The sequence below is a fragment of the Novosphingobium sp. B1 genome (genome assembly GCF_900176395.1).
GTDB lineage: Bacteria > Pseudomonadota > Alphaproteobacteria > Sphingomonadales > Sphingomonadaceae > Novosphingobium.
Map to the genome: position 1 here is coordinate 358,690 of NZ_FWXL01000004.1, position 12,654 is coordinate 371,343.

Sequence of the window (12,654 nt, forward strand, 5' to 3'; positions counted from 1 at the left end):
GAAACTGCTTCAACTCACCGCCAATGACGCCTTCACCCTGCGCGATGCCTGCCAGGGCATCCTCGTGACGGGCGGAATCGGTAGCGGAAAAACCTCGGGCTCTGGCGACACGCTCGCCGGAGCCTTTTTGCAGATGGGCATGGGCGGCTTGGTCATGGCCGCCAAACCGGAAGAATCCGAGCATTGGCGGGCGCTGTGCCAGCGCCATGGGCGGCTCGACTCCCTCCTCGAAATCGATGCCTCGGGCTTTCACGGCTACAATTTCATGATCGCGGAATTGCTGCGGCAAGGCATCGGTGGCCTCAACGCGGTCGTTGAGATCATCATGCAGGTGCTGGAGATTGCGCGGCTCGCGAGTGCCTCGCCAGGGCGCGGCAGCGAGCAATTCTGGCAGGATACCACCCGCCAGGTGCTGCGCCACACCGTGCCGGTGCTCTATGCGGCGTTTGGCAGGGCAACAATTGAAATGATCCTGCAATTTGTGCGGTCGGCCCCCCAGGCACCGGAACAGATGCGCGATCCTGACTGGCAGCGCGGCTCGTTCTTCTGCGAGAGCTTCGCCCGCGCGGCGGGCCAGATGGACGATACCACGGGCGCGCGCATGGTCAGCTATTGGCAGCATGATTTCAGCCAGCTGGATCCCAAGACGCGCGGCAACATTGTCATCTCGCTGACGACGACGCTGGACCGGTTCAACCATGGCTGGCTGGCCAGCATGTTCTGCGGCCAGACCAGTTTTGTGCCGGAGCTCTCGATGCACGGCACCATCCTGCTACTGAATCTTCCGGCGCTGACGCTGAATGAAGACGGCATCATCGCGCAGCAGCTGATCAAATATCTCTGGCAGCGGGCGATCCTTGCCCGCAACGGGCTGAGCCCGGACCAGCAGGAACGCCCGGTGTTCCTGTGGGCCGACGAAGCGCAGTATTTCATCAACAGCTTCGATGCGGAGTATCTCTCCACCTGCCGGGGCTCGCGCGCCTGCACGGTGTTCCTGACGCAGAGCCTGCCCACGCTCTATGCCCGCATGGGCGGCGAAAACGCGCATGACCGGGTGCATCACCTGGTCGGCAATTTCGCCACCCGCATCTGGCATTCCAATGCCTGTGCGGAGACGAACGAATGGGCGGCCAAGACCATCGGTCGCAGCCTGCAAACCCGCGCCAATTACAGCGAGGGCCATGGCAGCAACAGCAACTATGGCATGAACATGGGCGACGGCACCAGCTGGGGCCAGAACTGGGGCAGCAGCCATGGCAGCAGTACCAGCAAACAGGGAAGCAGCTACAACAGCACTTACAGCAGCGGTGGGTCGGTCGGCGGCAATGACAGCCGGGGCCGCAACCGTGGCTATGGCGACTCCAGCAATGTCAGCCAGGGCTTCAGCGAACAGATGGATTGGGCGCTGGAGCCGGGGGCGTTTGGGCGCATCCTGAAAACCGGTGGCCCGGCCAATGGCAAACGCGTCTCGGCAGTCTGGTACCAGTCGGGACGACGGTTTGCCGCGTCGGGCAGCAACGCCCTCTTGGTGGAGTTCGCGCAATGAACAAGCCACCCTTTCAGACGATGCTGCTGGGCCACGGTCTGGTCGTGCTGCCGGCGGCTGCCGCCACAATCGGGATGATGGGGGTGTGGATGCAGCACCCCGATGCCTGGTGGCTCGCCATCATCACGCTCATCCTCATGGGCCGGATCATGAAGGCCCATGAGGCGCGCCGCGACTACCTGCAATGGAAACGCCAATGGGACGCCATGGACCCGAATGGGCCACCGCCGCGCCGGTGGCCGATGATGCTCGGCGTGATCGCCGTCACCATCATCACCCTCATCGGGGCGGGCCATGATCAGATCGGGTTGGGCCTTACGGTTGGCGGTCTGACCCTTGGCGGGTTGCTGGTGGTCACGGTGCCGCCATTGCTCAAGGGCCTGTTCGGCATGCGGCGTCGCCGTGCCCGGCGCACGGCTCCCGTGCGGGTGATCGTCCCCCGGTGGATGCGTCATGCACCCACCGTGGCGAGCAGCTATGCGGCCCTGCCGCCGCATTGCCGGGCCATGCTCGATGCTGCCCGCTGAGCACCCCACCGGCCCCGATGCCTCGTGCTGCATTGCACGACAAGTTGCCGCATCGGGGCCTCGCCTCCCCACAAGCAAGTGGCCGCATATGTCCGAATTTGCTAATATGAGACTGGATGAAACGCCTCCGGCAAGGTGCACGTTGCTTGCAACGTATAAGTGCACACTTAGACCCTTAAAGGCGTTCTCTCAGGCTCACCACGCAAATCAGGTCATGGCGCACGCTGTGGCGATGGTGGGTTAGATGGCGCTGTTCAGCTGGTCGATGCAGATCATCAAGCGGTCTTCGGGTCGCTCGGTGGTTGCCGCTGCCGCCTATCGCGCAGGCGAGCGTCTGCACGATGCGCGGCAGAACATCACCCATGACTACTCCCGCAAGCGGGGAGTGGAGCACACCGAAATCCTGCTCCCCGCCGATGCTCCCGGCTGGGTCCGGGAAGCCTCGCGCGAGACGCTGTGGAACACGGTCGAAGCGCATGAGAAACGCAAGGACGCGCAGACCGCACGCGAGCTGCGCATCATGATCCCGCGCGAGCTCGATCCGGCGGAGCGGATCCGCGTGGTGCGGGATTACCTCATCAAGAGCTTCGTCAGCCGGGGCATGGTGGCCGATGTGGCCTGGCACAATACGGTCGCCTCGGATGGGCTGGAACAGCCCCACGCCCATGTGCTGCTGACGATGCGCCCCCTTACCGAATCCGGGTTCGGCCCCAAGTCGCGGCATGACTGGGTGCCGGACCCGGCGGGCCGGACCTATGCCGATGGTCGGCCCATGATGGTGGTCAGCAACGAAGATAGCTGGAACTGCCCGGCCTATTTTGAGCGATGCCGGGAGGATTGGGAGACCATCGCCAATGCCGCGCTGGAGCAGGCCGGGTCGGCGGCACGGATTGATCGGCGGTCGCTACTGGAGCGTGGCCTGTCGCGCCTGCCAGAACCGGCCCTGCGCATGGCCTGGCACATGAAGGAACTCTACGGCGTCATGAAAGAGCGGTTCGGGCATTTCCAGATGGCCCGGCATTATCGCGCCGTAGAACAGGCCGCGAAGGACGCGTTCCGGGCCGCTGGCAATGCCCCGCCGCCACAGGTGGCGGAGCGTTTCTACGCCTGGTTCGAGCGGCAGATTGCGCGGCTGGACCCGGCCCCGCGTGCACCGCCGGAACGTGATCTGAGCCATTCCCCCAACCCAACCCCCGATATGGAGCGATGACATGAGCGACTACCATCACCCCAAAGGCTGGGAGCCCGACCCGAACAAGATGGGCAACTGGCGCGAAATGTTTGAACCGAATCGAAGGCCCGGCGGCGGCGGGGGCACGACGCCCCCGCAGCATGGCCAGCCCCCGAATGCCGCATCCGGTCCCGAACGGGAACCGGATGAGGCCGAGACTGGCCCGCCTATCGATCCGGCGCAGTATCGGCCCTGGCAATTGCAGCGGGGCCGCAGCCGCCCGGCGATGATGCTCGATTTGCGCCGGTTCGAGGAACGCTCGGGCCTGTGGGTGGGCTGGCAGGTCAGCTACCCCCACCTGATCGCGGTCGAATATATCGGCGATAAAATGCTGTCGCTCGATTTCGGCGTGCGGCAGTTCATGATCGAAGGCGAGGGGCTGAGCGAGCTGGCCCGCCACCTTCAGGCGGGGACGGTGCTGGCGTTGCATGAATATGCCGCCAGCATATGGCCAAATGGCCATGCGGGGCCGTGGATACGGTCCATCCGCCGCCTTGGCCTACCGGAAGGAGGGCCACAGGCAGGACGATAAGCACCGCCAATCGCAGCGGTTGCGAGAATATTGTTCACAATATGTTCCAATTTCGGTACTGTGCTAGAACATGCATCCTTTGCGTTCGCAGTTCGCCTTCTCCCTTGTCGAGCTCTCGATTGTGCTTGTCATCCTCGGTCTGCTGACGGGTGGCATCCTTGGCGGGCAGTCGCTCATCCGTGCGGCGGAGTTGCGGGCGGTGAGCACGGAATACAGCCGTTACACCACCGCGATACAGGTCTTTCGGGATAAATACTTTGCACTTCCAGGTGATATGAACAATGCTGCGGTTTTTTGGGGCACGGCGGCGAATTGCCCAGGGAATGCCACACAAGGATCAACGTCAGCCACAACATGTAACGGCGACGGAAATGGACAGGTAAATTGGTGGGCGAGCGCCAGCAATGAGTCTTTTCGTTTTTGGCAGCATCTCGCGAATGCTGGTCTCCTTGAGGGGGCGTATAGCGGTGTTACAGGTAATGATACGTATGGCTGGTCAAGCTCGCCGAGCAACTCGCCCCGCAGCAAGCTATCTCCCGCAATTTGGCAAATTTCCTATGCTAACAACTCAATGGGAACCTTCACCGGCGTACTCTTTAACTACGATTTTGGAAACGCACTATTTTTGGGAGTTGCCGCCTCTCCAAGCACCTGGAATTATGCCCCAGCCTTAAAGCCAGAAGAGGCATGGAATATTGATACAAAAATGGATGATGGCAAACCGGGAGTAGGCAAAATCACTTCCTATGTCTCGGCCAATTGCAGCACAAGCTCACCCACAGATTATGACGCTAGTTATGCCCTGTCTGTCAACTCACTCCAATGTATTCTGATATTCGGGTATTTGTAGATTCTTCATAGTGCAGGCACCTATGTACCATTATCTTCGACAGTCTGCCTTTTCCCTCGTCGAGCTCTCCGTCGTGCTCGTCATCCTCGGCTTGCTGACCGGCGGTATCCTCGGCGGTCAGGCACTTATCCGCGCGGCGGAGTTGCGATCGGTGAGCACGGAATACAGCCGCTACGTGGCCGCAGCTCAGAGCTTCCGGGACAAATACTTCGCTCTTCCCGGCGATATGCCAAATGCGACCTTGTTTTGGGGAGTACAGCACGCGACCCCCTCAACCTGTGCCACCCAAGCAAGCATCGATCAGCGTACCTGTGATGGTAATGGTAATGGTCGCATCGAGTATACAGCGGTATCTAGCAATGAGATGTTTCGGTATTGGCAGCATTTAGCAAATGCTGGGTTGATCGAGGGAACATATAGCGGCGTTTCTGCGATACCCAGTCCGGCGGGCTTTGGCTGTATACCGGGAACGAATTGCCCCCTCTCAAGGGTTTCGAATGGTAGCTGGTCAAGCTATTTTCTTGGCACTCAGATTGGCCATGGCCAATGGTTTGATGGCACCTACGGGAATGCGATATTTTTTGGCAACAGCCGTAACGGAGTCACTTATTCTGCAAGCGGCGCGATCACACCAGAAGAGGCATGGAATCTTGATACCAAGATGGATGATGGCCGACCGACAATCGGCAATGTGGTTGTATGGAAGAACCTCGTAAATAACGGCTGCACCACTAATGACACGAATGCCGCAGATTTTGTCTTAGCTTCAAGAAATACTGCATGTGCTCTCATATTCAAAAGCAGCTAACTGAGCTTACAAGATAAGCTGAAGGCCCGCAGGTAATCTGCTGCCTTGTTGGCGGCGCTGGCGGCGGTGAAGATCGCCTTGCGGTCGCCCTTCAGGATGCGCAGCCAGTGGCCGAATGGCCATGCGGGACCGTGGATACGGTCGATCCGCCGCCTCGGGCTGCCGGAAGGAGGGCCACAGGCGGGGCGATAAGCACCGGGCAGACGAGCTATACAAAGATTTATGTTCCGTTTATGTTCCGATTTGGTACTATCGGAACCAATGGTTCCATCGCGGTCACAGTCTGGCTTCTCCCTCGTTGAGCTCTCCATCGTGCTCGTCATTCTCGGGCTGCTGACCGGCGGTATCCTCGGCGGCCAAGCGCTCATTCGCGCAGCTGAGCTACGGTCGGTGAGCACTGAAGCTCAACGTTATGCAGCTGCTGTTCAAACGTTTCGGGATAAGTACTTTGCGCTCCCCGGCGACATGACAAATGCCACTGCCTTTTGGGGCACAATGTCATCGGGGGTTTGTCCGCATGCCACCGGTGGCACTGGAACGCAAACTTGTAATGGCAATGGGAATGGTGAAATAAACGCGGGCGGCATAGCTGGCCAATCAAATGAGATGTACACGTTTTGGCAGCATTTGGCGAATGCAGCGCTTATTACTGGAACCTATTCAGGGATAGCGGGTGATGCTGGAGCCGGTGATAGTGAGATAGGGCAAAACGCACCATCATCTCGCGTGTCGAACGCAGGATGGCACATGCAACATTTCATCGACGGTAATCCGCTGACTAATTATGATCTACCCACCTCATATGCGAATACATTCTTTTTTGGCGCAGATTACCCTGATTTCGAAACTGGAAACAAAATATTGGCGCCCGAGGAAGCTTGGAACATCGATGTAAAAATGGACGATGGAAGACCTGCTTATGGAGAGGTCATTGCGCGCTTCTGGAATAACGAATGTACTGATGCAGCGATCAACACAGATTTTGAATCGGACTATCGATTGCAGGATAAGAGTGCGCAATGCGCACTTTTTTTCAAAGATTTGTTTTGACTAACCACCCAATAGAGTGGTCCAGGGCGGTTAAAAGTTATGCGGCGCAGTTTTTACGTAGTGTCATTTGTGCATAAGGCGTTTATCACCTCCCTCCCAATCCTCGCAGATACTCCGCCGCCTTGTTGGCGGCGCTTGCAGCGGTAAAGATCGCCTTGCGGTCGCCCTTCAGGATACGCAGCCAATGGTCAAGTGGCCGTACGAAACAGTGGATACGGTTTAGTAACCTGCCTCGGCAGGCTGCATCTCTGGAAAGCGAATGATAATGCGGCGTACCCGGTCGGTAATGCCGACGGGGGTGCCGCGCGCGGCGAGCAGATAATCAAGGCATTCGAGAATAGCTTTCAGCTTGTTTGGTCTGGCAACGGGAACCTGTGCGCTACGCAGGCGAGACGGCTGCTTCTGGAAGCTGCGGTTGAACAGCCGGTCATGATGCGCGCACATGTTGCGCAAATCGACCAGGCATTCGAGCCAGTTGGTGAACACCTGATCGCTGGCTACCCCAAACTGCGCCGCAATTTGGGTGCGAACAGTGCCTTCAAGGCATTGGAAGATGTGCGATGCGGCACCAAAGGTCAGGAACTCTTTCATGGTCCAGATCGGAGGCAAGGCAGGCGTGCCGTAGGTTTGGCGGTAATGTTTAGCGCGCTGATCCTTTGATTTTCCGTAGACGTGCGCAAATGTCTGGAGCGCGTTCAGATTGGCTCCGGCGTCTTTGAATGCCGCTATCTGATAGTAGGGGTGGCTTCCAAACGTGTCGCTGAGTGTCTCCGAGATGCTGTTGCGCAGCAGCAGTTCAAACTGACCAACGGCAGTGAAGCAGGCGTCACGCAAGAGGGCGTCGCACTCGTACAGGCGCAGAATGTCTTTGTAGGTAGTGTCGGGGATAAAGGGGCGGTCGGGGAGATTGTTCAGCTGGCGGCGGCTCAGAAAATAGATCCGTAGCCGCTCATAGCCAATGATGTCGATCTTGCGCGCGGCAACTTTGGGCCGTGCTATCGTTAGACCGCGCGCGCGTAGGTGTGCCACTCGTTGCGCGGCGGTCGCATGCGGCTTATTGTAGGGAATCAGGGCCATTCAAAATAAGAAGGGCCGCCCTTTTGCACTTCCCGAGGGGATCGTGTGGCGGCCCATGACCTTTTCAACTTAGGCTTGAATCGCTAAAATTGCAACAACAATTCTGGGAAATTTGCTCGGCCATTATCAACCATCCGCTCATTAATCGTATGCCAATGCCGTTGATTGTCCAGCAGAAAAAGCCCTAAACCTCCGGTATCGCGTCCTGTTAGAACGCGAATGTGATCTACATACAGTCGCTTATGGCCTTCAGCTTTCGCTGAAGGCTCGCAGATACTCAGTCGCCTTGTTCGCGGCGCTGGCGGCGGTGAAGATCGCCTTGCGGTCGCCCTTCAGGATACGCAGCCAATGGCCGATGTAAGCCGCATGGTCGGGCCGTGGCTCGGCGGTGATGCCAAGATCGCCGCAGAGGAAGGCAGCCCCCAGCTCGGCCACAAGCTCTTCCATTGCGTAGGCATCGTCGCCGAAGCGCTTGCCAAACTCCCGCGCCAAGCGGGACTCATGGCCGCTCCAGTGCGTCAGCTCATGTAGCAAGGTCGAGTACCAGCCTTCGGTGGCGCTGCTGGTGGCAGTGCCGGTGAAGCGGTGCTGCGCGGGCATGGCGATGTAGTCTGCCTTAGGGGCAAAGTAGGCTTCCTCGCCACCGATGCGGATGGTTGCTGCGCTGGCGGCAATCAGCCGGTCAGCCTCGGCGATGGGGTCGATAGGCTGCGCCTCGGGCGCGGTGGCATCGGGCTGATAGCCATCCACCTGGGCGGCATTGAAGACGTAGGACGCCCGCGCCATGTAGCGGCGCTGGCCGTTGGCGTCGTCCTCACCCCCGGCGTCGGTTGCTGCGTCGTCGCTGCGGTCGAACTGCTTGTAGAAGACGATGAGGGAGGATTTCTCACCCTTGCGAACCTGCGCCCCGCGCTCCTGCCACTGGCGGTAGGTGCCCCAGATGCCGTGCGCGTAGCCATGCGCATCGGCGGCGGCCCAGAGGGCGATGGTGTTCACCCCGCGATAGGCGTTCTTGCTGGCAATGTTCACCGGGCGGGTGATGGATGCCCCGCTGCGGTGCCAGGGAAGCTGGACCTTGCCGGAGCCCGCCCCGGCCTCGATGGCGGTGATGATCTGGTTGGTGATGGCTTCGTAGACATCGGTTCGGGAAGTGCTGGTGCTGCGCATGTCCTGATCTCCTTTCGCTGTTCCTGAGGACGCGAAGGAAAAGGCCGGAGGGCATAGGCACGCGGTCAGCCGCAGGCGGAACAGGCAACACGGGAGCGGAGCGAATGGAGCGGGCAGCCTGTTGACCGGGGGACGCACCCGGCCAGATTCGCGGCTCAATCTCAGGGATGGCGGAAGGAGGGGCAGGCCGCAGCCCAGCCCATTCCACGGGTTAGGATGTCAGACCGTCACCCCGAAGGAGAACGGCCCCTATTCAGGCTTGGGGGCTTCAAGCGCGTGCCGGAGCGGCAGGCGCTCTTCGGGGCGGACAAACCCATCGGCGATGCGGATTTGCCTGCGTGTGAGTGAGCGTTGGCCCGTGAACACGGTCGGCAGCAAGGCGACCGCGTAATGCTCTGGGCCGTTATAGACGACTTCGCCCACCGCCCGTTCCAGGTCGAGGTCCAGAAAGATCAGGTGATCTGCCCGTGTTTCAGTTTGCCGGAAGGCAGGGCCGCGTCCGGTGCCGGTGGCCTTCACTTGGACCGATCGCCCATCGGGCGCGTAGCCGTCGATGGCCTCGTGCGATTTCGTTTCGACCAGCTTTATATCGAATAGGTCTGCAGCCAGGGCTTCGCCCAAATCGCCGATCAGATTGCCGTCCAGCGTGAATGCCAGCTCGGCGGTGCTACCCAGCGTGCGAAGCTTCTGTGCGTAATGGTCGCGCACGTTGTTCCGTGCGGCGATCAGTTCAGCAATGGTGGGCGGCAAAACGAACGCTGTCATCCCATGATCATGCAATAACGCGCACTGACGCGCCAGCAGTTCCATGGGCGTTGCTTCCCATGTGGGTTTGCCAGGGCACAAGCGCGGGCTCCAGTCCAAGGGCAGTGAGGCATTACGCCTCGTCTTCTCTCGTATCGACGCGGGCTGCGGCAACCGCCGGGGAAGTGGTGGCAGACCCAACGGGCCGTGCAAGGCGATGTGCTTCCTGATCGTGCAGCATCATCCCCGGTGGGCTTTGGCCTGTGACGGCTCCGTCTCGACGTGCCTGCCGGTCATTCCCGGACGGTTGCACATGCCGCGCGACCCGAAAAGGAGAATCCGATGCGAGTACTGACCCCACTGCTTGACCTGATCGCCAGCGCGCTGCTGCGCGTCACCCTGACCACCAGCTGTACCTGTTGCCGGTGGGCCAACGCCCTGCACTGGCGGCGCGAGACCCTGCGCCGTCTAGATCAGCGACGGCGGGAGTAGTGGACGAAATCGGTTTCTGGTCAAAGTCTAGCCAACAGTGGACGGTTCAAAAAAGTGTCGAGGCAATGTAGTAATGAAGCCTACTCGTCAGTGGGGATACCGGATGCGATATCGTGGAGCCTTTGCATTGCTGGTTAATGGGGTCTCGATGGCTTTCGCGAGCCAAACGGCAGCGCAGGAGGTAGCCAACCCGCTTCGCTTTAATTCGCGCACGTTGCCTGCAGATAGAACAATTAAAATCGATGAAGAAGCTGCAGGTGTAAGAAATAAGAATGCAGCCATTGTAATGGCTGCCAGCCGCATCGGATTACCGCTAGATCGTACCGCCACGGACAGAGATGGCGACCGTTCTATTGCGGCATTAGAAGCATCGGTCGAGAACGGCTTCTTGTACGATATGCCGGTGACTTTGCTCGGCCTGCGGCAAACGCCCCGCTATGGTTCCAACGGGCAGGATAACGCCCGGGAACTGACCTTACGGCTGGTCGATCAGGCCGCCAAAGCGCCCCGTGGCACCATTGCACTGAACGTGGCCTTCACCCAAGATCCGATCGTGAAGCCATTCATGCAAGAAGAACTCAGCTCATTGCTGGCAGGCCATACGCTGATCTCGCCGGACATGAATCCACGCCGCGCTATTCCGATGGGCACCGGAATGGCCTCGGTCGTCGCGTTCATTGCAGTGACCGACCAACCGGCGTTGATGACCGGCCAGCAAACCCCAGCAGCCTTTTTGCAAGCCGCCCGCGCCGCCAAGCCGGGGGTAGATGTGGTGCAAGAAGCCCGCGCCACCATGCGCAGCTGCATTAAGCAGGACAACCCCGCGCTTGATATGCAAGCCTGCGTGGGCGCCGGTGGGCGCGTGGCGGCCTATAACCTCGCCAAGACGGGCAAGACTTTTCAGGAAGTGGACGGGTTGGATCTGATACCCGTGCCAGACTGGCCTGAGAGAAGTCGAAATGAGTTTAAGGCGCTCTTGAACGAAGAATAATTATCTTACGCCAGCATGCTGAGCGCACTATGTGAAAGGGTGGTATTTACTGGCTGCGATTGAAATCTTGGCTGTTCACGATCTGAGCCTGCGTGCATCCCCCTCAAGCTCGCCAGCGGCGCAGGGGAAAGCATCGACAGAAGACGCGGGGCAATGGGGTGCTTGAGGCTCGGCGCACCTGATTCCACGGCCCCGCTTGGCCGGTTGCCCGACCGGGAAGCACCAGCGGTGCATCGGGCAAGCGCGGCGATAACGCAAACGCCTGGAAAGCATCAGCGATGCGGCGTCAGCGTTTGGAACGAGGGGGCTTCGCAGGCTGCTTCGCCTTGATGGATTGAATGGCTTTCGCCTTTGCCTCCAGCTGATCAATTTCAGCGTTCATTTCGGCGTGCATGTTATCCCATCCGCCGATCCCCATCAGCACGCGGTCGGCGTGTTTGATGGTGTTCACATGCCCATAATGCTGTTCGATCATTTTGACCGATGTGCCCATCTGCTGAGCGAGAATGTAGACATCCACACCCGCCGAAAGCCGGAACGTCGCATAGGTGTGGCGGAAGCAGTAGGTGGTTCGCGGAATGCCGCTCGGCCCCTCACGCAGGTTTGCGTATTTCAGGAGCTCTTCAACGGTATCGCGGTACAGCCAGACAGCGGGCTTACCGTTGATGATCGTAAACACATGGTCATCAGGGTTGGTCGCCTTTGACAGTTGGCGGACCCGATCCAGATAGTCCCCCACGCTTTTGGGGGCGATCAGATTGCGCTCCTTCCCTTTGCCATGCACGTAGATGACCAGAATCTCCTGGCCATCTTTATCCTTGGCTTTGGTGATATCGCGCCAGCGCAGGTTCTTTGCCTCCGGCGGACGCATGCCTGTGTTGCACATGATCAGAATGAAATTATAGCACATCTGCCGATACCAGACACCTTGCGGCGTCGTTGCTTCCTTCATCCATTTCCGTCCGGCGCTGTGCAGCTTGCGGTATTCCTCCAGAGTGAATTCGTCGCGGCGTGCGGATTTCAGTTTTGGCATGCCCTCAAAGCGATTGCTGGCAGGTACATATTTCTTGCTGATTGCATACCGCATGATCGCCGCGAAAATGCTCATCTCGATACGGATCGTCGCATCGCTAATGACGCCGTTGCGACGCCCTAAGCCGTTCTCTCTGCGCCAAAGGGGATATTCAGCCCAGCGATCCTGGCCGATCAGATGAATTTGCGTGCTGCCGACATAGGCCTTCAGCGGACCGTCGATCTTGTTCTGGACGTTCTTAGCGCGCGCTTGACTGACCTCGCCGACATTCGCGCGCCGCTGCTGTGTTTTGGCGTATTCTTCCGCCATCTGCGCAAAGGTGCGGTTGAATACGGGAACGTCGTATTTCAGACGGTTTCGGATGTCGGAATCTGCTTCCAGCGCAAGATCGCGCGCCGTCTGCCGATCTGAAGTACGTAGCGAGATCGTTTTGTAGCGATCCTCGTTTTTGATCCTTACTCGGCAATAGAACTCATCGTGCGCGACATCGCCGCGCCGAAAGATGATCAGGCCCTTTTTCACCTGCTCTTTGTCGATGATGAAACGCATCTCTTCGCTTCCCACTGTGCAGAAACTGTGCAGAATGGCGTCCTAACCCATTGATCT

General features: G+C 59.2%; 12 protein-coding genes. 8 read left to right on the forward strand and 4 right to left on the reverse strand.

Going from position 1 to position 12,654, the window contains the following annotated elements; genetic code table 11:
• Positions 1–133: 133 nt before the first annotated feature.
• From B9A23_RS09690 to B9A23_RS09720, 7 genes are all read left to right on the forward strand, one after another.
• Positions 134–1,546, forward strand: coding sequence for a TraM recognition domain-containing protein (locus B9A23_RS09690; protein ID WP_176217940.1), 1,413 nt, complete (start codon positions 134–136; stop codon positions 1,544–1,546).
• Positions 1,543–2,073 carry a hypothetical protein gene (locus B9A23_RS09695; RefSeq protein ID WP_084278640.1) on the forward strand — a complete coding sequence of 177 codons (531 nt, stop codon included), beginning with the start codon at positions 1,543–1,545 and terminating at the stop codon, positions 2,071–2,073. Before B9A23_RS09690 ends, B9A23_RS09695 begins: the two co-directional genes overlap by 4 nt.
• Before the next feature lie 244 nt (positions 2,074–2,317).
• Positions 2,318–3,283: a MobQ family relaxase gene (gene mobQ, locus B9A23_RS09700; RefSeq protein WP_084278641.1), complete on the forward strand. Its 966-nt coding sequence runs from the start codon at positions 2,318–2,320 to the stop codon at positions 3,281–3,283.
• Position 3,284: 1 nt separating this feature from the next.
• Complete coding sequence (locus B9A23_RS09705; RefSeq protein ID WP_084278642.1) at positions 3,285–3,836, forward strand: hypothetical protein; 552 nt, start codon at positions 3,285–3,287, stop codon at positions 3,834–3,836.
• A gap of 121 nt (positions 3,837–3,957) precedes the next feature.
• The gene (locus B9A23_RS22220) at positions 3,958–4,686 is read left to right on the forward strand and encodes a hypothetical protein (RefSeq protein WP_217806592.1); all 729 of its coding nucleotides are present in this window, start codon (positions 3,958–3,960) and stop codon (positions 4,684–4,686) included.
• A 22-nt stretch (positions 4,687–4,708) separates the two neighbouring features.
• Positions 4,709–5,494, forward strand: a complete 786-nt coding sequence (locus tag B9A23_RS09710; RefSeq protein ID WP_084278643.1) for a prepilin-type N-terminal cleavage/methylation domain-containing protein — start codon at positions 4,709–4,711, stop codon at positions 5,492–5,494.
• Between the two features lie 261 nt (positions 5,495–5,755).
• On the forward strand, positions 5,756–6,544 hold the full coding sequence (locus B9A23_RS09720) for a prepilin-type N-terminal cleavage/methylation domain-containing protein (RefSeq protein ID WP_176217943.1): 789 nt from the start codon (positions 5,756–5,758) through the stop codon (positions 6,542–6,544).
• Between the two features lie 219 nt (positions 6,545–6,763).
• On the opposite strand, the gene B9A23_RS09725 is transcribed toward B9A23_RS09720, so the two are convergent.
• The 3 genes from B9A23_RS09725 to B9A23_RS09735 all read right to left on the reverse strand — a co-directional run bounded on the left by B9A23_RS09725 (position 6,764) and on the right by B9A23_RS09735 (position 9,598).
• The gene (locus B9A23_RS09725) at positions 6,764–7,621 is read right to left on the reverse strand and encodes an Abi family protein (protein WP_084278645.1); all 858 of its coding nucleotides are present in this window, start codon (positions 7,619–7,621) and stop codon (positions 6,764–6,766) included.
• Between the two features lie 249 nt (positions 7,622–7,870).
• A complete protein-coding gene (locus B9A23_RS09730; RefSeq protein WP_084278646.1) occupies positions 7,871–8,788 on the reverse strand; it encodes an ArdC family protein in 918 nt (305 codons plus the stop codon).
• Between the two features lie 249 nt (positions 8,789–9,037).
• Entirely contained in the window at positions 9,038–9,598 is a 561-nt protein-coding gene (locus tag B9A23_RS09735) for a DUF6998 domain-containing protein (RefSeq protein ID WP_217806593.1), read from the reverse strand.
• 499 nt (positions 9,599–10,097) lie between these two features.
• Between B9A23_RS09735 and B9A23_RS09740 the strand changes: the two genes are divergently transcribed.
• Entirely contained in the window at positions 10,098–11,015 is a 918-nt protein-coding gene (locus B9A23_RS09740; RefSeq protein ID WP_139797406.1) for a hypothetical protein, read from the forward strand.
• A 286-nt stretch (positions 11,016–11,301) separates the two neighbouring features.
• Here the strand turns inward: B9A23_RS09740 and B9A23_RS09745 are convergent, their stop codons facing one another.
• Positions 11,302–12,597, reverse strand: a complete 1,296-nt coding sequence (locus tag B9A23_RS09745) for a tyrosine-type recombinase/integrase (RefSeq protein ID WP_084278649.1) — start codon at positions 12,595–12,597, stop codon at positions 11,302–11,304.
• Between the last annotated feature and the right edge of the window lie 57 nt (positions 12,598–12,654).

Coding starts and splice junctions, on each gene's coding strand:
- mobQ (WP_084278641.1), top strand. CDS start 2,318: ATGGCGCTGTTCAGCTGGTCGATGCAGATCATCAAGCGGTCTTCGGGT.
- B9A23_RS09745 (WP_084278649.1), bottom strand. CDS start 12,597: ATGCGTTTCATCATCGACAAAGAGCAGGTGAAAAAGGGCCTGATCATC.
- B9A23_RS09730 (WP_084278646.1), bottom strand. CDS start 8,788: ATGCGCAGCACCAGCACTTCCCGAACCGATGTCTACGAAGCCATCACC.
- B9A23_RS09710 (WP_084278643.1), top strand. CDS start 4,709: ATGTACCATTATCTTCGACAGTCTGCCTTTTCCCTCGTCGAGCTCTCC.
- B9A23_RS09740 (WP_139797406.1), top strand. CDS start 10,098: ATGAAGCCTACTCGTCAGTGGGGATACCGGATGCGATATCGTGGAGCC.
- B9A23_RS09720 (WP_176217943.1), top strand. CDS start 5,756: ATGGTTCCATCGCGGTCACAGTCTGGCTTCTCCCTCGTTGAGCTCTCC.
- B9A23_RS09690 (WP_176217940.1), top strand. CDS start 134: ATGGGCATGGGCGGCTTGGTCATGGCCGCCAAACCGGAAGAATCCGAG.
- B9A23_RS09705 (WP_084278642.1), top strand. CDS start 3,285: ATGAGCGACTACCATCACCCCAAAGGCTGGGAGCCCGACCCGAACAAG.
- B9A23_RS09695 (WP_084278640.1), top strand. CDS start 1,543: ATGAACAAGCCACCCTTTCAGACGATGCTGCTGGGCCACGGTCTGGTC.
- B9A23_RS09725 (WP_084278645.1), bottom strand. CDS start 7,621: ATGGCCCTGATTCCCTACAATAAGCCGCATGCGACCGCCGCGCAACGA.
- B9A23_RS09735 (WP_217806593.1), bottom strand. CDS start 9,598: ATGGAACTGCTGGCGCGTCAGTGCGCGTTATTGCATGATCATGGGATG.